Annotated in this window: 19 protein-coding genes and 1 tRNA gene; 18 read left to right on the top strand and 2 right to left on the bottom strand. The window is 56.8% G+C overall.

All coding sequences use genetic code 11. From position 1 onward, the window contains the following. The first annotated feature begins 24 nt into the window (after window positions 1–24). The 14 genes from MPAL_RS01235 to MPAL_RS01170 all read left to right on the top strand — a co-directional run bounded on the left by MPAL_RS01235 (window position 25) and on the right by MPAL_RS01170 (window position 11,479). Window positions 25–1,017 (top strand): hypothetical protein, encoded by a 993-nt coding sequence (locus tag MPAL_RS01235; RefSeq protein ID WP_012616946.1) that lies wholly within the window; start codon window positions 25–27, stop codon window positions 1,015–1,017. A 54-nt stretch (window positions 1,018–1,071) separates the two neighbouring features. Continuing rightward, window positions 1,072–2,316 (top strand): NAD(P)-dependent malic enzyme, encoded by a 1,245-nt coding sequence (locus tag MPAL_RS01230; protein ID WP_012616945.1) that lies wholly within the window; start codon window positions 1,072–1,074, stop codon window positions 2,314–2,316. Between the two features lie 52 nt (window positions 2,317–2,368). After that, window positions 2,369–3,868 (top strand): DUF2193 domain-containing protein, encoded by a 1,500-nt coding sequence (locus MPAL_RS01225; RefSeq protein ID WP_012616944.1) that lies wholly within the window; start codon window positions 2,369–2,371, stop codon window positions 3,866–3,868. A 2-nt stretch (window positions 3,869–3,870) separates the two neighbouring features. Next, window positions 3,871–4,080, top strand: a complete 210-nt coding sequence (locus tag MPAL_RS01220; protein ID WP_012616943.1) for a DUF2180 family protein — start codon at window positions 3,871–3,873, stop codon at window positions 4,078–4,080. A 2-nt stretch (window positions 4,081–4,082) separates the two neighbouring features. Continuing rightward, complete coding sequence (locus tag MPAL_RS01215) at window positions 4,083–4,826, top strand: MIP/aquaporin family protein (protein WP_012616942.1); 744 nt, start codon at window positions 4,083–4,085, stop codon at window positions 4,824–4,826. A 78-nt stretch (window positions 4,827–4,904) separates the two neighbouring features. Continuing rightward, the gene (locus MPAL_RS01210; protein ID WP_012616941.1) at window positions 4,905–5,240 is read left to right on the top strand and encodes a cupin domain-containing protein; all 336 of its coding nucleotides are present in this window, start codon (window positions 4,905–4,907) and stop codon (window positions 5,238–5,240) included. A 75-nt stretch (window positions 5,241–5,315) separates the two neighbouring features. Beyond that, the gene (cfbC, locus tag MPAL_RS01205) at window positions 5,316–6,134 is read left to right on the top strand and encodes a Ni-sirohydrochlorin a,c-diamide reductive cyclase ATP-dependent reductase subunit (protein ID WP_012616940.1); all 819 of its coding nucleotides are present in this window, start codon (window positions 5,316–5,318) and stop codon (window positions 6,132–6,134) included. Then, a complete protein-coding gene (locus MPAL_RS01200; protein WP_012616939.1) occupies window positions 6,094–7,140 on the top strand; it encodes a nitrogenase component 1 in 1,047 nt (348 codons plus the stop codon). Before cfbC ends, MPAL_RS01200 begins: the two co-directional genes overlap by 41 nt. Continuing rightward, entirely contained in the window at window positions 7,133–8,296 is a 1,164-nt protein-coding gene (locus MPAL_RS01195) for a nitrogenase component 1 (protein WP_012616938.1), read from the top strand. The genes MPAL_RS01200 and MPAL_RS01195 overlap by 8 nt, the downstream gene beginning before the upstream one ends. Before the next feature lie 36 nt (window positions 8,297–8,332). Beyond that, complete coding sequence (locus MPAL_RS01190; protein WP_012616937.1) at window positions 8,333–8,566, top strand: YwbE family protein; 234 nt, start codon at window positions 8,333–8,335, stop codon at window positions 8,564–8,566. A 73-nt stretch (window positions 8,567–8,639) separates the two neighbouring features. Beyond that, on the top strand, window positions 8,640–9,374 hold the full coding sequence (locus tag MPAL_RS01185; protein ID WP_048145540.1) for an SAM-dependent methyltransferase: 735 nt from the start codon (window positions 8,640–8,642) through the stop codon (window positions 9,372–9,374). A 100-nt stretch (window positions 9,375–9,474) separates the two neighbouring features. Next, window positions 9,475–10,617 carry an MFS transporter gene (locus tag MPAL_RS01180; RefSeq protein ID WP_012616935.1) on the top strand — a complete coding sequence of 381 codons (1,143 nt, stop codon included), beginning with the start codon at window positions 9,475–9,477 and terminating at the stop codon, window positions 10,615–10,617. A gap of 282 nt (window positions 10,618–10,899) precedes the next feature. Then, window positions 10,900–10,970 (top strand) — tRNA-Cys (locus MPAL_RS01175). Window positions 10,971–11,119: 149 nt separating this feature from the next. Next, window positions 11,120–11,479, top strand: coding sequence for a hypothetical protein (locus MPAL_RS01170; RefSeq protein ID WP_012616934.1), 360 nt, complete (start codon window positions 11,120–11,122; stop codon window positions 11,477–11,479). Window positions 11,480–11,780: 301 nt separating this feature from the next. On the opposite strand, the gene MPAL_RS01165 is transcribed toward MPAL_RS01170, so the two are convergent. After that, on the bottom strand, window positions 11,781–12,071 hold the full coding sequence (locus MPAL_RS01165; protein ID WP_052292165.1) for a formate dehydrogenase accessory sulfurtransferase FdhD: 291 nt from the start codon (window positions 12,069–12,071) through the stop codon (window positions 11,781–11,783). Continuing rightward, window positions 12,056–12,466, bottom strand: coding sequence for a hypothetical protein (locus MPAL_RS14075; RefSeq protein WP_148208091.1), 411 nt, complete (start codon window positions 12,464–12,466; stop codon window positions 12,056–12,058). Before MPAL_RS14075 ends, MPAL_RS01165 begins: the two co-directional genes overlap by 16 nt. Window positions 12,467–12,501: 35 nt before the next feature. On the opposite strand from MPAL_RS14075, the gene MPAL_RS01160 reads away from it, so the two are divergent. The 4 genes from MPAL_RS01160 (at window position 12,502) to mgtA (ending at window position 17,190) form a co-directional block, all read left to right on the top strand. Beyond that, window positions 12,502–12,957: a MarR family winged helix-turn-helix transcriptional regulator gene (locus MPAL_RS01160; RefSeq protein WP_012616933.1), complete on the top strand. Its 456-nt coding sequence runs from the start codon at window positions 12,502–12,504 to the stop codon at window positions 12,955–12,957. A gap of 20 nt (window positions 12,958–12,977) precedes the next feature. Further along, window positions 12,978–13,433, top strand: a complete 456-nt coding sequence (locus tag MPAL_RS01155) for a pyridoxamine 5'-phosphate oxidase family protein (protein ID WP_012616932.1) — start codon at window positions 12,978–12,980, stop codon at window positions 13,431–13,433. A gap of 413 nt (window positions 13,434–13,846) precedes the next feature. Next, the gene (locus MPAL_RS01150) at window positions 13,847–14,503 is read left to right on the top strand and encodes a nitroreductase family protein (RefSeq protein ID WP_012616931.1); all 657 of its coding nucleotides are present in this window, start codon (window positions 13,847–13,849) and stop codon (window positions 14,501–14,503) included. A 101-nt stretch (window positions 14,504–14,604) separates the two neighbouring features. After that, window positions 14,605–17,190, top strand: coding sequence for a magnesium-translocating P-type ATPase (mgtA, locus tag MPAL_RS01145; RefSeq protein WP_012616930.1), 2,586 nt, complete (start codon window positions 14,605–14,607; stop codon window positions 17,188–17,190). Window positions 17,191–17,235: the final 45 nt, after the last annotated feature.

Genomic DNA, 17,235 nt, shown 5'->3' with positions numbered 1-17,235 from the left:
ATTTACACCGTCCCGATAGCAGGTATGCGCCACGCTCTCCAGGCAGTGCTCGTGCTGCTGATTCTGATGCTGGTCCTGCCGGCGGCTGCCCATGTCCCGGTCCTACAAGGGGATCACACCACCCTGACCACGGCCACACAGATCCAGGACCGGACCATCTCCTATGCGATCTATGGTACCCTCCACGAGGCTGGCGAGGCGGATTACTACACGGTCGACCTGCAGAAAGGCGATCTTCTCCGGTTCTCAGTCTCGACCCCCGTTGGAGAGACCTTCGCCCCGTGGCTGGTGATCGCCGGTCCTGATATCGTACAGCAGGGAACCGTACCTGAGTCCGTGAAATTGCCCGCCGGCGAAGGGGCCGTGGTGGTCAGAGGGGTGCGCCCGACCACCGCTGACTTCGAACCGTTCACCCCGATCGCCGGGTTCCGGACAGCGAACTACTCGGCCCCAGCTCCGGCTGACGGCATCTATGTGATCGCCGTCTACACCCCCGGCGAGACCGGGCCGTACACCCTTGCATCCGGCACGCTTGAGTCCTTCTCCCCGATCGAGTGGGTCCGTATCCCTGTCGACGTGATCGGGATCCGACTCTGGCAGGGACAGTCGTTCCTGCTGATCGGCGGACCGTATCTGGTGGTGCTTGCAGTCGGCCTTCTCCTCTTTTTTATGAGGCAGAGAAGGGAACGCATGATCCCTGCAGCCGGGGTAGGCCTCATCGCCGGGCTCATCTTCCTCGGTTCCGGTGTCGAAACGATCCTTCAGACCGGGATCGCCCTCCGCCTCGCCCCGGTCGGCCCATCAATCGTGGTTCCGCTGGTCCTGGCCGGGATCGCTCTTGGGGTGGGGTCGATCGCGATCAGAACCTCGGTGAAGGCCGGCGATTCGACCCCGGGACGGTTCAGACTGTTGATGCTCATGGTTGGGACCGTCGGCCTCGTCACCTGGGCTGGAGTGATCATTGGACCGGTGCTCGCGTTAGGTGCAGCCCTCCTCCCGAAACGGACCTGGCTATAACAACCAGGGCGAACCCTTAACCCTCCAGCCCCCACTCAGGGAAACAGGAGAAACATGACAGACCGTGAAGAGAAGAAGGATGTCTACGCTGAGGCCCTCACCCTGCACAGGACCTACCACGGCAAACTCGCCGTCCAGGCGACAGTGCCGCTCAACACCCGCGAAGACCTCGGCCGTGCTTACACCCCGGGGGTCGCCGCGGTCTGCAGAGAATTGGAACGGGATCCTTCGCTGGCGTACACCTATACGATCAAAGGGAACACCGTGGCAGTCGTCACCGACGGCTCAGCCGTCCTCGGCTTCGGGAACATCGGCGGGACCGCCGCCATTCCAGTGATGGAGGGGAAGGCCGCTCTCTTCAAGCGGTTCGCCGGGATCGATGCGTTCCCAATCTGTTTTGCAGAACAGTCCGACGACATCGTCAAACAGATCCGGAATCTGGCTCCGGTCTTCGGGGGGATCAACCTTGAGGACATCGCGGCCCCCCGTTGCTTTGAGATCGAGGAGGAACTGCAGGACCTTAACATCCCGGTGATGCACGACGACCAGCACGGTACTGCCATCGTGGTGCTGGCAGCCCTAAAAAACGCCTGCACCGCGACAGGGAAGAAAGTCGAAGACCTTAGGATCGTCGTCATCGGGGCAGGAGCGGCAGGTTTCGCCATCACCAGGCTCCTCCGGTGTATCGGGTACGAGAGCCGGGTCTGCCAGCCGATCCGGGAACTCCTTGTCTGTGATCGGGAAGGGATCATCCACCGCAACCGGCCCGGGCTGTACAGTAACAAGTACAAATTCATCATCGGTGAGGAGACGAACCCGGCCGGCCGAACCGGATCGATCGCCGACGCCCTGAACGGGGCCGATGTCTGCATCGGGGTCTCCGGCCCCGGGGTGGTGACCGGGGAGATGATCCGGTCGATGAACAGCGACCCTATCGTCTTCGCCATGGCTAACCCAGTCCCTGAGATCCTGCCCGACGAAGCGGTCCGGGCGGGGGCAGCGGTGGTTGGCACCGGTAGAAGTGACTTTCCAAACCAGATCAATAATGTCCTCGTCTTTCCCGGCTTCTTCCGGGGTGCCCTGGATGCGAGGGCGGCCAGGGTCACCGACGAGATGAAACTGGCCGCCGCCACCGCCCTGGCCTCTATGGTCAGGCATCCCTCCCTGGACCGGATCCTCCCCTCGGTTCTGAACAGGGGGGTGGCCAGGGCCGTCGCTGATGCGGTCAGGAAGGCGGCGATCGCATCCGGGGTAGCACTGATCGTAACAGAAGAGAAGGTTAAAAGAGGAGGAACGTGATCACTATGTCGCGGGATCATGATACCAATGATCCTGCAGAGAGGAGATAAACATGACAGCACTGTACGAGAAGATGATCGACGAGGCGATGGCAGCTCAGCGCGCCGATGTCGAGACCGTGAAGAGGAAGCGTGGAACACAGTTTGTGCTCAAGGACGCCGAGGCCTACCTCGACGCGGTGAAGAAGATGACCGTAGCCGAGGGACAGGCACAGTCGGTGATCGATCTCCATACAGGCTCTGTGAAGGCACACTTCTCGACACTTGAGGGGCTGACAAACACTATCCGGCCTGAGGACGACCCGTTCGTCGAGCACTACCAGACACCGGTGGTCCTCGAGATCCTCTGTGACCAGGATCCTGCATTCAAGAAGAGTGTTGACACATTCGTAGCCCGGATCGGGAAATCTGAAGCGCTGATGGGGCTCGAGTCCACACGCCGGTACGGCGGGTTCTACGGTCCGACCTGTGTGGTGGACTTTGCCCTGGTCCCGGGGTCAACCAGCAACGTGGTGAACCGGATCCTAAAGACCACAGACATCCCCGACGCCCACAAGCAGGCGATCCTCGCAGCCAAGTCCTGGGGAATGAACACCTCGTACGGAGTCGGGGATGTCTTCGCCCACGCCATCGAGGAAGGGGCGACGCTCTCGGACGCCATCCAGCGGGAGATCGCCATGTTCCAGTCGATCTACCATGAACCGGTCGAGGCACAGGCGAAGTTGATGGACGCGGCCGGCATGACCTCATTCGATCAGAGAAAGTACATGGCCGGCTATCGACAGAAGATGGAGGGGGCAGTGAAGGCTGCAATCGATGATGGTGTTCACTACGGGAACATCCTGACTATCCCAGCCTACTGTGTCGGCGATATCGCCCACCACATCTCCCAGTCCACCTTCAACATGTGCAAGGACGATGTGATCATGGCCACCATCGAGGCGGCCACCGAGGTGATGGAAAAGTCCCTCCGCGCCTCGCTGCCAAAGTTCAAGAGCGAGTACGATGTGCTGGCCCTCGCCACCGGTTCCTCGGCCTGTGCCACCGAATACATCCTTGAACTGGATGGGTTCAATGCGATCATGGTCGTGGACCTGCTGACCAAGCGGTACCACAACTATGTACAGTTGAACCCGACCAGGGGAGCGGCAGCCGAACTGCACAACTGCGACTTCATGGATATGATCTACCGCGGCTGGAAGTACCTGGACAAGGCCAGGCGGGGGCAATGTTGTACCTCAGACCTGCTGGCCCCCAAGGTGGGGGACTTCCCGGTGGACCTCTCCCCGATTAGAGAGAGCGAAGTGCTGATGAACCCGCAGCGGTATGCCTACCCAGCCTGTGCGATAACGGTCCGGTTCTCAGCCCTGATGCGGCTGGCCGACTACCCATGCCTACTGACCAGTGAACCAGTAACAGCCACGATGATGACCAACATCATCGCACTCCACAAGGAAGACCCGGCAGCCCCTGTCAGGGGATGCAAGAACTGCGCCTCAGCAGCTCTGATCGATTTTAGGCACCAGTATTGCCAGTGGAAAGAGGCGGTCTAGAGATGAAGTGTTATATCTGTGCGCAGCAGGGAAAGGATACTGACGCAGTGGCGACCTGCGTCGTCTGCGGGATGGGTGTCTGCATGGACCATGTTATCAGGGAAGAGGTCGAGACCTGGGAGGGAGGCTATCCATTCCCCTCCAAAAAACTCCCGAAGAAGATTCCCCGGATGCTCTGCCCTGAATGCGTCAGCGTCTATCGGAAGGCCTGATCATGCCATCACTGATGAAACGGTCCCTCGCCGAGATGGTCGGGACACTCCTGCTCGTCTACTTCGGGGCGGGGGCGGCGGCGGTCACGTTGATGATCGCGCACGGGGCCACCCCCCCCAACAAGTTCAACATCGGTATCGGGGCCCTCGGGGGTCTGGGTGACTGGCTCGCAATAGGGCTGGCCTTCGGAATTGTGATCGCTGCAGTGATCTATGCCTTCGGCCGGATCTCAGGGGCCCACCTCAACCCAGCCGTCTCGATCGCCCTCTGGGCGACGAAGCGGTTCCCGACAGGTGATATGGTCGCCTATATCATCGCACAGCTGATCGGCGCCTCCGTCGGCAGCCTGCTCTTTGCAGCGACAGCCGGCATGGACGCCGTTATGATCGGCGGGCTCGGGGCCACTGCCCCATTCCCGGGGATCGGGATGGGTGCTGCGATCCTGGCTGAACTGCTCGGGACGTTCGTGCTGATGCTGACGATCATGGGGGTCGCCGTCGACAAGCGGGCGCCTGAAGGGTTCGCCGGGCTGATCATCGGGTTGACCGTGGCCGGGATGATCACGACCATAGGGAACATTTCCGGTGCCTCCTTAAACCCGGCACGAACCTTCGGGCCGTTCCTCGGCGACCTGCTGCTCGGCGGCTCCAACCTCTGGGCGAACTACCCAATCTATGTCATCGGGCCGATTGCAGGGGCCCTGATCGCAGCGTTCCTGTATGATTACCTGAATGCAGAAGATTGATCCTCTCCTCTTCCTCTCCAGCATCCCGATGGTCAGTCCGGGCAAGGTTCTTCCCTGCTGGGCAGTAAGCAATGAATTATGACAGATGAGCAGCGTGAAGATCTATCAGGACAGATCCTCAAACCAGCTGACCTGGTCGGGTACCAAACCGGGTCGGTCGTCAGCAGGATGATGGTCTTTAAGAAGAGCGGCACCATCACCCTCTTCGCGTTCGACCAGGGGGAGGGGCTCTCCGAGCATACGGCCCCGTATGACGCGATCGTGATGATTCTTGAGGGGGAGGCCCGGATTACAATCGAGGGTGAACCGTTCACCCTTACCGCCGGGGAGATGATGATCATGCCGGCAGAGAAGCCCCATGCCGTCGAGGCGGTCAGCAGGTTCAAGATGATGCTGACGATGATTCATGCCTGACCTACCCGGGAGAACACAACTTATTTTGGGTTAACACCAGCAGGTTGAATATTTCCGGAGACCAACCGATATGCAATGAAGCAGATTGCCCTGTACGGCAAGGGCGGTATCGGCAAGTCTACGACCTCGGCCAACCTCTCCGCAGCACTCGCTGAGCAAGGGCTCGGTGTCCTCCAGATCGGATGCGATCCCAAGCACGATAGTACCCGGATGCTGATGCATGGCACCTGGATACCGACCGTGCTCGACCTGATTCGGGAACGCGGAGGGACCAACCTGACCATCGACGATGTAGTGTACACCGGATATCGGGGTATACGCTGCGTCGAAGCCGGTGGACCTGAACCGGGGATCGGCTGCGCCGGCCGTGGGATCATCGCGACCTTCCAGGTGCTCGAGAAACTCGAAGCATTCTCAGCCGACGTGGTCGTCTACGACGTCCTCGGGGATGTGGTCTGTGGCGGGTTTGCGATGCCGATGCGCGAGGGGTACGCCGAGGAGATCTACCTGGTCACCTCAGGCGAGTTGATGTCCCTGTACGCAGCCAACAACATCTGCAAGGCGATCAACCGGCTTTCCCAGCGACCGAAGTGTACCTGCCGGCTCGCAGGGGTGATCTGCAATGCCAAGAACATCGACCGCGAGGAGGATCTGGTCAGGGAGTTCGCCGAACGGGTCGGCAGCAACCTGGTCGCCTATATCCCCCGCGACCGCATCGTGCAGCTGGCCGAGGTGCACAAGCAGACAGTGCTTGAATATGCCCCCGACTCAGCCCAGGCCGCAACGTACCGAACCCTTGCAGAGGTGGTGCTGACGAACACCACACTGACGATCCCGAAACCTTTAGAGCTGGATGAACTCGAAGACCTCGCATTCAAGTACATATCGATATGAAGGGTGCACGCTGACCGGAGCACTCTCGGTCACGACCGCGATCACCGATGGGATCAGTATTATCCATGGCCCGGCGGGCTGTGCCCATCATAACCTTTCGCTGATCTATGCGACGCTGCTCGACCATGAGAGCGGCCCGCTTCCTGCGCTCTGCTCTGACCGGATTGGCGAAGAGGAGATCATCTTCGGCGGCGAGGAGCAGTTGACCGCCGTAATCAGAAACGCCGTCAGGGACGGGTACACCTCTGTCATGGTCCTCGGCACCTGCGTGACCGCTGCCATCGGCGACGATATCGATTCGATCTGTGGACAGGACTGGCCGGTTCCGGTGATCCCGGTGAAGACCCAGGGGTTTCTGGGAGGGGTCTTCTCGACCGGGTTTTTCAACGCCCTCTCAGCCTTGGCCGGCCTCGCACCGACAGGCCAGGAGAAGAGGGATGGGCAAGGAGTTGAACCTCGCGTGAACCTTATCGGGGAGAAGAACCTGGAGTACGAAGTGGATGAGAACGCTGCCGAGGTGACCCGGTTGCTCGATCGGGCAGGGATCGAAGTGAACCTCAGGTTTGTCAGGGGGATCAGTACCGACGAGATCGCCAGGCTTGGGAGGGCTGACCTGAACATCCTCCGTGAACCTTCGCTTGTCGCGTTCGGCGAGGAACTGCAGCAGCAGTTCTCCATCCCGTACCTGGAAGGGTTCCCGGTCGGCCTTGCGGGAACTCTCCGATTCGTCCAGGAGACGGCTGACCGCTGTGCTGTCGACGGCACCACCGCAGTCGAGGAGGAGGAGATCTTCCAGGCTCAGATGCTCGATCAGTTCGAGCGGATCAGAGGCGCCCGGGTCCGGTTCAGCCAGCCCTCCGACCGATTCACTGCAGAATTGGTAGACCGACTCGGTCTCATCATCAGTAGCGATGGCGCACCGGTCCGGCTTCCGGTGCCGCTCCCGGTCGGGACCGCCGGCATCCGCCGGATGCTGCAGCAGTGGAGGCGGACGATCGATGCCTGAAGAACCGAAGTCAGGCCCTGGTCCCGGCTGTGCTGGACCGCTGGTCCCATGTGCGATGACCGGGGCGGCCGCCTGCCTCTGCGGATTTTCCGGTATCGGAGTGATCGTCCACGGGGCGAGCGGATGTTTCTATCACCCGGCCTCGCTCCTCCATTCAAAAGACCTGTTCTGCACCTATCTGACTGAGGAGGAGGTGGTCTTCGGTGCCGAAGAGCGACTCCTCTCCCTTGTACAGGAACTGGCCCCACGGTATCCCCGGCTCGCCGTTATGAACACATGTGTGCCGGCGATCATGGGTGAGGATCTCTCCTCGCTCTTCGGCGATCTGCCGGTGATGGTGATCGACTGCCCCGGGTTCACCGGCGGGGCCGACGCCGGGTATCTCACCGCCCTTGCTGCGCTGGCCCCACAGGTCGACCCAGAGGCGGACGGGATCGGAATCGACGGAATCTCCCGGATCGACCCGTTCTGGCGGGGGAACCGAGACGAGGCAATCCGGTTGCTCAGGCTGGCCGGGGTCGGACCAGGGACGATCTTCGCCGCCGATACGATATCGGCGGTCGACCAGGCTTCCCGGTATTCGGTCAGCACCAATCCAGACCTCGCCGCCCCGGCAGGCGACTCCTGCGGGTCGCTCCTCGGCCTCAACCAGGTCAGAACGACCTTTGCCAGACTGGCCGATCGGGACCCCGGGGTGGACTGCGAGGCGATCGTCAACGAGATCACCGACGCAGAGGAACGGATCGTCCGTGCCTGCGACAAGTACCTGGTGCGGTTCGACCCCCCGACGGTTGCGGTCTTTGGGGGGTATGCGTATGCCATGGCAGCCACTGATCTGCTGAAGCAGTACCTGGGTGCAGAGGTAGTCGCGATTGGGGTCCGCGGCACACCGCCACCAGAAGCTGGCCCCGGTGTCAGCGAGGCCACCGGACTCGATCAGGTCGCCCGGTTGCTTGAGAGAGCCGGCCCCGACCTGGTCCTCGGCTCCTCATTCGAAGAAAGGCTCTGCCCGGGCGCAGCCTTCGTCGGTTACGCACCCCCGATCCGGGGGCAGGTGAGGCTTTCGGCGAGACCGTCAGCTGGGGTTGAGGGTGCGCTGGCCCTGATCGAAGCGGTGCTGAACGCCTCCATCGACCACGCCCGGGCTCACCGGTGAGGAACAGAGTTCAACCCGACCATCCAATCTCTTCTGATGGGACCGGAGCGGCAGGCCACAACCAGAAGTGCAATCAAGGCGGGGATAACCGTCGACGTGGTACAGAAGCAGGACCAGCGGAGCGGGACCCTGACCCGCGGTGTGGTCAGTGCGATCCTGACCAACTCGGCGACGCATCCGCATGGGATCAAGGTCCGGCTGACCGACGGTCGAGTCGGCAGGGTGCAGGCGATCATCAACACCGGCGCTGATGCGGGTCAGAAGTCCTGAACTCCTGCTGTTATCCACCACCTCCATCCAGGTGGGAGGGTGGAATAATGAGGGGCGAAAACAACTTGTACCCATGGATTTTTTAGACTTGGTCACCCTCTCCCAGGGAGCGCTGGCGATCATGAACCCGGTCACACCTGAGAAGATCGTCGCGGTCGGGGAGGCGGCAGGGCTGAAACCGGGGATGCAGGTGCTCGAGGTCGGGGCCGGCAACGGGACGGTCCTTGCGATCCTCGCTGAAAAGTTCGGGATCACCGGCACGGGCCTCGAGATCAGGCCAGAGGCATGCGCCTGGGCAGAGCGGATGCTTGCCAAAGAGGGGCTCGGCGACAGGGTCAGGATCATCTGTACCGATGCATCCACCTACACCCCGGAGGCCCGGTATGACCTGGTCGTCTGTATGGGTGCCGCATTCATCTACGGCGGCCTGGCCGACGCTCTGGAGACGCTGACCACCCTCACCACCGACAACGGGGCGGTGCTCCTCGGCGAGCGGTACTGGAAGACCGAACTGGTGCCACCGGAGTTCGCCCGCGACTGGGAGGACATTCTGACCGAGTTCGAACTGGCTCGGATCGCCGGTGAGGCGGGGTTCGATCTCAGTTTCCTGGTGAGGGCCGATGATGCGGACTGGGAGCGATACGAGACCGGCATCTGGCAGTGTTGCAGGACCTGGCTGAAGGCGAACCCCGATCACCCGGAGTACGGAGAGGTTGCCGAGTACCTGCACCAGGTGCAGGACGAGTACCTCGGCTACGGGCGGGAGTACGCCGGATGGGGGATGTACCTCTTTGAGCCGGCACTGTAGAGATCCCTCCGGTTCACCAGATCCTTGATCGTGGAGAAGAGCTAATCTGATCGTTATGATCAGATCGACAGGGTGCTGCTGAGTGAAACCAGAAGGGTCCATGGTTTCACCCCGTACCCTCATCACCATCCTCGGCCTCGCCGGGTTCATATCAGCCGCGGACAACTGGTTCATCTCCCCGGTCCTCCCCGCCATCGCCTCAGACTTCGGCATCGCCATCCCCCTCGCCGGCGTGATCCTGACCGCATACCTGATCCCCTACGGGTTCATGCAGCCGGTCTTCGGGGTGATCGGCGACCGGGTAGGAAAGGTCCAGGTGCTCCAGTGCATCCTCGCTGGCTTTGCACTCGGGTCCGGAGCATGCGCTTTTGCAGAATCTCTGACATCCCTGACCATCTGGCGGGCATGCACCGGGTTCTTCGCCGCCGGTATCATCGCCGTCTCCCTCGCACTCATCGGGGACACCGTGCCGGAATCAGAGCGTCAGCGTTATGTCGGAATCTTCATGGGGATCGTATTCTTCGGTCAGGGGCTGAGTGTCGGCGTCGAGGGGATCCTTGCTACCACCCTCTCCTGGCGGATTGCATTCCTGATCTTCTCTGTCATCGCCGTCATCGTTGTCCTGCTCCTCCAGCGGATTCCAAAGACCCTTCCAGAATCTTCAGTCAGGTCTGTACAGGACGAATTACGCTCCATCTGCAAGGACAGAAGATCCAGGCTCTTCCCGATGGCCTTCCTCATCGGGCTCCTCCTCATCGGGGTGTATAGCTTTCTTGGGGCATTCCTCCACCAGATCGTCGGACTTGATTATCTGCAGATCGGCTGTATCGTGATGTTCTTCGGCTTCTCCTGCCTGATCGGAGGAACACAGGCCGGGTTCCTCGAAGAGAGGATCGGGCGCAGAGCGATGGTCACGGGTGGGGCCGGCGTGGCAACACTCTCGACCCTCCTGCTGGCATTATTCCCGGGGTGGGGGACCGGATGGATTGCAGCAGCAGGTCTTGGTCTCGGCTACATCTGTATGCAGTCGACCATCGCCACGCTCGTCTTCGATATCGCACCCGGATCGAAAGGGCTCCCCTCTGCCCTTGTGGGGCTCGGGCTCTTCGGGGGTGCAGGGGTCGGGACCGCTCTCCTCGGGATGATCATCCCGGTCTGCGGATACTCTGCTGCCTTTCTCCTCTTTGCACTGGGAATGGTTGGCATCCTGATCCTCTTCATTCGGGCTGGAGAGATCGAATAAAGGATGACGTCTTCTTTTAAAAGACGGGTGGCTATTCTTCTTCGATCGGGTTTGATTCCTTTTTTGGCCCAATCCACTGGTTCAAACGACCATGCTCTAGAAAATGAGCAATCCTCTTCTGTTCTCTCCATTCACCGTCATAAAAAAAGTGACAGGGTTTCGAAATGACAACATCCAGTTCCCGCGACAAAAGAGGAACCGGAAAAATTTGCCAGTAAAAAACCCTATAAATATTCACCGCGACAACGATAGTATGTTGAAGTCACAATTGTGAACAACCATGCCACGGTGGCGGAATGGCTACGCAGCTGACTGCAGATCAGCATATCCCGGTTCGATTCCGGGCCATGGCTCTTTTATGATTCCTGACTGATCCTTGAGAGATCAGAGATGATGACACTCTCTAGATAACGTTCTTCTCCTATCGTTCAGATACGACCATATTCAAAAGAATTGCGGCAAATTATGTCGACAGATCAGGCACTAAATAGAGAGCCATCCTATGCTGTACCATCCATTCACCATTGTGAATGTAGAATTGAGCATGAAATCGAAACGAAATAAACTCGTCACTTCAGTGATTACACTCTGGGTCCTCACACTGGTCCTCACGGTGTTCGTATTCGCTGAAAAAGTGCACGAGGGGCACTTACCGGAGAGGAATGACCGGGGCGTTCTGGCATTGATCACCCTCCTGGGTATTTCTGGAGGGATTCTCACCCGAACCCGTCCCACATCATTACCTGCCGGAAAAAATACAGACTCGTACAAGATCGATAAATATAATCTTATAGACACCATATCACAGCGTTCCCCAGACCAGATGATGATGGCACCCATCACCTGCATGCCGAGTATGTGATAGAGTTCTTATGATTCTACCGGGTAACGGATATGAGAATTCAACCGACTGGACCTCACCATATCCCAGTTCCCGGTGTTTTTCCTTTTTTACCGTCTGCCTTGATCAGAACAGATCCCGCGATCATCGAATGACGGTCGTTCCGATACGTCCTCAGCAATTATCAGTGTCCTCCAATCCATTGAGCAGGATTATCCCAGAACAGTCTCGCACCTCTGAATAAAGGATCACCGATCCTCCTCCAAGTCATTTTTCAGTTACTCTGATGAAAACCGGATGCGATGCGCCCCGGTATAGAGCGTCATCCGGGGGGGCGGACAGAGCCAGCGAGCGTCATGTTGACCAGCTCTGCAAATCCGATCCCACCAGCAAAGGCGGCATTGTTACTGACCATCACCGGGATACCGGCCCGGTATACCTTTGCAACCATATCGATCGGGAGCCGGCCAGAACAGACGAGGTAACAGCGACCAAGGTTGACCCCCTGCAAGAGGGCGATGCCGACGGCCTTGTCCACTGTCGTATGCCTTCCCATATCCTCGACACCACAGACCACCTCCCCACCCTCCTGAAGAATCAGGCTGCAGTGCATCCCCCCGCGGTCCGCTTCCAGATGACTGAATAGTCATTGACCCTATCCATGGATTCGAGGATCGTCTCAGCCATCAAGAAGGAGACCGACAGGAAGCAGATCCCGGCAGGATCCCCCAGAACAGTTCTTCGAGAACTGCCCGGTGAGGGTCTGTCCTGACCGCATGACGCAGTGACCCTGATCAGTGGAAGATCGATGCTGATGCTGATGATCTGCGTCAGAGAACTGATATATCCCTCACTGACCTGGTCCCCACTGACCCTGATGACCGGAAATGCCCTGGTCACCCCGGGATACATCTCTGTTGATCCATGCTCACCATACCATTTGCCAGGCGATATAGATAGTGTGATCTCCGGAATAGAGGCCCAGTTATCCGCCTTGACACCATCCATGTGTTGATAATAGTTTGAGATCTAATAAAATTGCTATGGTCACCAGGAACGCGGTATCACAGATCAGCAAAATTCGGGAGGAGGCGAACCAGTTCATCATCACCGAACTGAAAGAGCATGGGGTCGAAGGGCTGGTCCCGTCCCATGGGGACATTTTCTATCACCTCTTTTTTGAAGAACGATGCACCATGAACGACCTGGCAGAGAAGATCCACCGGACCAGGCCGACGGTGACGATCCTTGTGAACAAACTCGAAGCGTGCGGATATGTGGAACGGGCGAAGAGTGAGACCGATGGCCGGGTCACCTATGTCACCCTCACTGATTCAGGGAGAACGTTAGAGCCAGCTTTTCGTGAGATCTCCGAGAAGTTGAACACGATTGTCTATGGAGACCTCTCTGATGAGGATGCAACGTTCTTTGAAGAACTATTAACCTCGAGGTATGCACGGTTCACTCAGGGGATCGGTGAGGAAGCGTATAATAATTAGAGATCTAATAATTGGTCACCATGTTCAGCCCAGCACTCCAGAGGAACTTCAGTGAGGCTGATGAACAGGGAACAGTTTCAGAGATTGTATCATTTCTCCAGGAAAACCCAGTGGTAAGCCTTGCCACCATCGATCATGGAAAGCCACGGGTCAGACCGGTCCTGTTCATGCTGGAGGAGAACGGGCGGCTGTATTTCTGCACGGCAAACGCCAAGAATATGTTCCACCAGTTACAGGAGGATCCATCGGTTGAGTTCTGTTCGGTCTCAAAAGAGACTAAAACGATGCGGATCAGTGGTGACGTGGTATTCAGTGGTGACCGATCGATCAAAGAGCGGATCATCGCTGGCAACGATCTCGTGAGGAGTATCTACCAGAGGGCAGATAATCCGGTCTTTGAGGTATTCTACATCGAGCATGGAACCGTGGATGTGGTCGACTCGCCCGGTCTGTCGGCCAGGATCAGAGAGTTCTAACCGATCGAGGGAACCGACCATCTTTTTATCATCGAAACGATTCAGCTCCCCGGCAAGCATCATCTGGTTTTGGACATGATCAGATTGAAGAACACTTCAGCCCCCAAACCGAATTTTGTGCTTCTTCTCAAAGATTGTCGTCATCGTCCAGACGTAGGCCTCCCCTGTTGCGATACGGAAGAGGACCAGTTCAGGGCTCTCCGACGTCAGGCCGAGCGCCGCGAGAGGGGAGGGCTCTTAAAAGAATAGCGAGACATTCCTCAATATTCATCGCTCATCACCAATCCGATAGAAGCAGAGTAGTGAAGAGGTTGAAAGAAACTGCCGGCCGGAAGAGAGTCCATTTCCCTTAGAGCAAGGACGGTGCGCTCAACACTACACACTATAAAAGAAATGATAGTACTCTGATCGTTATGAACAACGAAACGAGCAATGATGTTCTCGACAGGATTCTGTTGGAACGACGGACTCATCGGAGATTTAAACAGGATATCCCTTCAGATGAGATGATTGTGGATATCATCCATGCCGGCCTCCATGCTCCTTTTGCCGCCGCCGCAGTAGGCAACGATAAGGATTACTTCCGAAGATTCTTTGTTATTCGAAAGGATTCAGAAACGATGGCCGCAGTGATCCCACTGATCTTCGGAGAGGTTATGAGAACAATAACCGATCTCGAAGATGCCATGGCGAAGAATCAAGAACTTCAGGTTCAGGCAGCCGGATTTATGAACCGTCTCGCCATGATGAAGAGGATGGGATCTGTACCCGGCGTCGGCACAGCTCCACTCACTATTATAGCCGCTGAGAAGAAGGGGATCCCACCCGTGGAACAACAATCCCTTGCCCATTGCATGGAGAACATGTGGTTGAAAGCGACAGATCTCGGCCTCGGATTTCAACTCGTCTCCATCACGGCCCAGATGGCTGACAATGAGGAGTTTTGCAAGGTTCTGGGCCTTGAAATTGGAAAATGGGCATTGATGGGATGTGCCATCGGATACCCCGTCGAAGAGTTGCCCCCCTCAATCCGACCACCTGCCGAGGAGGTAATCACCTGGCTGAAGTGACTAAGAGACCTCCAATGGAATGACCCCTCTATGGATCTTTTTTAAAAAGATGTAAGTACTTCCTCAAAGGATCTGATACCAGGGCACTGAAGGCTTTTCCTATGGGTACTGACTCAAAAAATGGTATACAATCCGGTGCGAACTTCCACACCCTTCCGATTGAAGATCTGTACTCAGCGCTCACTTCATCTGCAGAAGGACTGACCACCGGGGAGGCCGAAACACAGAGGCTGCAGTATGGACGAAATGATATCTCAGGTAAGAAAAAGCATTCAGCACTTCTCCAGTTTTTAGAACAATTCACCAATCCTCTTGTTCTCATCCTGCTGTTTGCCGCTCTGATCTCAATAACGGTTGGCGAGGTCACCAATGCGGTGATCATCATCAGTATTATTCTGATCAGTGTCGTTCTCGATTTTTTCCAGAGATACAAGGCAGAAAATGCTGCAGCGTTGCTGATAAAAAAGATCATCACTCAGGCAAGTGTGCAGAGGGATGGAGAAGAGCAGGAGATCCCCATTGGCGACCTGGTCCCTGGTGACCTCATCTCACTCACAGCAGGGGATATGATCCCTGCCGATGCCAGGTTGCTCACTGCACGAGATTTTTTTGTCAATGAATCGTCACTGACCGGTGAACCGTACCCCGTCTCCAAGAGTGAAACACTTCAGGATCCAGGAAAACCTCTGGCCCAGGCAGATAATTATGTATTTCTCGGGACCTCGGTCATTAGCGGAACTGCACGGGCCATCATTACCAAAACCGGACTTTCCACAGAATACGGAAAGATAGCGAAGACGCTGGTTGAGCGACCTCCTGAGACTGATTTTGAGCACGGGCTCAAACAGTTCAGTTACCTGATGTCAAAGTTTGTCTTCAGCCTCGTCATCCTGGTATTCTTTGTCAATGCACTCTTCAAGCAGGACATCCTTCAGTCACTTCTCTTCTCGGTGGCCCTTGCCGTCGGCATGACACCCGAACTTCTCCCGATGATCCTGTCCTTGAATATGACAAAGGGAGCCATTGCCATGTCGACGAAGGGGGCCATCGTCAAGCACCCGGAATCGATCCAGAACTTCGGAAGCATGGATGTGCTCTGTACCGATAAAACGGGTACGTTGACGGATAATAAGATCGCCCTCATGAAACATCTGGACACCGGGGGAAATGACAGTGAAAAGGTTCTGCTCTTCTCGTATATCAACAGTTATTTCCATACTGGTCTGAAGAATACCCTCGACGAGGCGATCATCGCCTTTCAACCAGAAGATCTCGGAACATATCGGAAGATTGATGAGATTCCCTTCGATTTCATTCGCCGGCGAACATCAGTGGTGGTATCCGGAGCATCAGGTCACCTGCTGATCACAAAAGGGGCACCAGAGGAGACCATGGCGATATGCACCTCTGTGGAAAAGAACGGTATCGTCACCAGGTTGACCGATGCCGATCGGGAACAGATTCTTGGGTTATATAATAATCAGAGCAGGGAAGGGTTCCGGACACTTGCTGTATGCTACCGCACCATGACAGTGGATCAGAGCCGGTATTCAGCCGGCGATGAGCAGGAGATGACCATGTTAGGGCTCGTCACCTTCATCGATCCCCCAAAGGAGAGTGCAAAGGAATCGGTGAAGTTATTGGCCGCATCAGGCATAGAATTGAAGATTCTTACCGGCGACGACGAACTCGTCACCCAGAAGACCTGTGAACTGATCGGCCTGGCGGTCAAGGGTGTGCTCTCGGGCAATCAGATAGAAGATATGGATCAGGAGACCCTCTCCCGAGTGGTGGGGAATATTACGATCTTCTCCCGAATGACCCCGGTTCAGAAGAACCGTGTCATGAACTCCCTGAAACGAAATGGCCATGTCGTCGGTTTCATGGGTGACGGTATCAACGACGCCCCGTCGATCCGGGAGGCGGACGTCGGGATCTCGGTTGAGAACGCGGTGGACATCGCAAAGGAATCAGCAGACATCATTCTCCTCAAGAATGATCTCCGAGTCCTGCACGAGGGAGTGCTGGAAGGAAGGAAGACATTCAGCAATACGATGAAGTATATCCTGATGGGCACGAGTTCGAACTTCGGGAATATGTTCAGCGTGGCCGGGGCATCATTCTTCCTCGGGTTCCTCCCCATGCTCCCTATTCAGATTCTGCTCAATAATCTCCTCTATGACATATCGGAATCCACCATTCCAACCGACAATGTCGATGAATCCTATCTCGGTACACCGAAGAAATGGGACATTGAATTTATTAAAAAATTTATCTTTGCCTTCGGCCCGATCAGTTCCATCTTCGACTTCATCACGTTCTTTATCCTGCTCTTCATCTTCAAAGCTGATGCAGCACTCTTTCAGACCGCATGGTTTATCGAATCGATCTGCACCCAGACTCTGATCATTTTTGTGATCAGGACCAGGATCGTTCCTTTCTATAAGAGCAGACCGAGTATGCTTCTCCTTGCGAGCACCCTGGTGATCGTGGCCATCGCCTGTATCCTCCCCTTTACCGTCATAGGAACGCTCTTTGGTTTCGTCCATCCTCCTGTGTCGTTCTTTGCAGTACTTGCCGGACTGGTCATCGGATATCTCATCCTTGTTGAACTGACGAAGAAGTGGTTCTACAGGAGATATTCTCTCTTCATTGAGAGAAAGAGAGAGATGCCCAATTCCCATTAATTTTTCCCGCCATACAATACGGAATCTTAATCCATTGAGATATCA

This window comes from Methanosphaerula palustris E1-9c (assembly GCF_000021965.1).
GTDB lineage: Archaea > Halobacteriota > Methanomicrobia > Methanomicrobiales > Methanospirillaceae > Methanosphaerula > Methanosphaerula palustris.
Note: the sequence above shows the minus strand (reverse complement) of the source record. Positions and strands in the feature narration are given on the sequence as shown.

Excerpts from the sequence above, each read along its gene's own strand:
- MPAL_RS01235 (WP_012616946.1), top strand. The coding sequence starts at position 25 with ATGCGCCACGCTCTCCAGGCAGTGCTCGTGCTGCTGATTCTGATGCTG.
- MPAL_RS01230 (WP_012616945.1), top strand. The coding sequence starts at position 1,072 with ATGACAGACCGTGAAGAGAAGAAGGATGTCTACGCTGAGGCCCTCACC.
- MPAL_RS01225 (WP_012616944.1), top strand. The coding sequence starts at position 2,369 with ATGACAGCACTGTACGAGAAGATGATCGACGAGGCGATGGCAGCTCAG.
- MPAL_RS01220 (WP_012616943.1), top strand. The coding sequence starts at position 3,871 with ATGAAGTGTTATATCTGTGCGCAGCAGGGAAAGGATACTGACGCAGTG.
- MPAL_RS01215 (WP_012616942.1), top strand. The coding sequence starts at position 4,083 with ATGCCATCACTGATGAAACGGTCCCTCGCCGAGATGGTCGGGACACTC.
- MPAL_RS01210 (WP_012616941.1), top strand. The coding sequence starts at position 4,905 with ATGACAGATGAGCAGCGTGAAGATCTATCAGGACAGATCCTCAAACCA.
- cfbC (WP_012616940.1), top strand. The coding sequence starts at position 5,316 with ATGAAGCAGATTGCCCTGTACGGCAAGGGCGGTATCGGCAAGTCTACG.
- MPAL_RS01200 (WP_012616939.1), top strand. The coding sequence starts at position 6,094 with ATGAACTCGAAGACCTCGCATTCAAGTACATATCGATATGAAGGGTGC.
- MPAL_RS01195 (WP_012616938.1), top strand. The coding sequence starts at position 7,133 with ATGCCTGAAGAACCGAAGTCAGGCCCTGGTCCCGGCTGTGCTGGACCG.
- MPAL_RS01190 (WP_012616937.1), top strand. The coding sequence starts at position 8,333 with ATGGGACCGGAGCGGCAGGCCACAACCAGAAGTGCAATCAAGGCGGGG.
- MPAL_RS01185 (WP_048145540.1), top strand. The coding sequence starts at position 8,640 with ATGGATTTTTTAGACTTGGTCACCCTCTCCCAGGGAGCGCTGGCGATC.
- MPAL_RS01180 (WP_012616935.1), top strand. The coding sequence starts at position 9,475 with ATGGTTTCACCCCGTACCCTCATCACCATCCTCGGCCTCGCCGGGTTC.
- MPAL_RS01170 (WP_012616934.1), top strand. The coding sequence starts at position 11,120 with ATGCTGTACCATCCATTCACCATTGTGAATGTAGAATTGAGCATGAAA.
- MPAL_RS01165 (WP_052292165.1), bottom strand. The coding sequence starts at position 12,071 with ATGCACTGCAGCCTGATTCTTCAGGAGGGTGGGGAGGTGGTCTGTGGT.
- MPAL_RS14075 (WP_148208091.1), bottom strand. The coding sequence starts at position 12,466 with ATGGATGGTGTCAAGGCGGATAACTGGGCCTCTATTCCGGAGATCACA.
- MPAL_RS01160 (WP_012616933.1), top strand. The coding sequence starts at position 12,502 with ATGGTCACCAGGAACGCGGTATCACAGATCAGCAAAATTCGGGAGGAG.
- MPAL_RS01155 (WP_012616932.1), top strand. The coding sequence starts at position 12,978 with ATGTTCAGCCCAGCACTCCAGAGGAACTTCAGTGAGGCTGATGAACAG.
- MPAL_RS01150 (WP_012616931.1), top strand. The coding sequence starts at position 13,847 with ATGAACAACGAAACGAGCAATGATGTTCTCGACAGGATTCTGTTGGAA.
- mgtA (WP_012616930.1), top strand. The coding sequence starts at position 14,605 with ATGGGTACTGACTCAAAAAATGGTATACAATCCGGTGCGAACTTCCAC.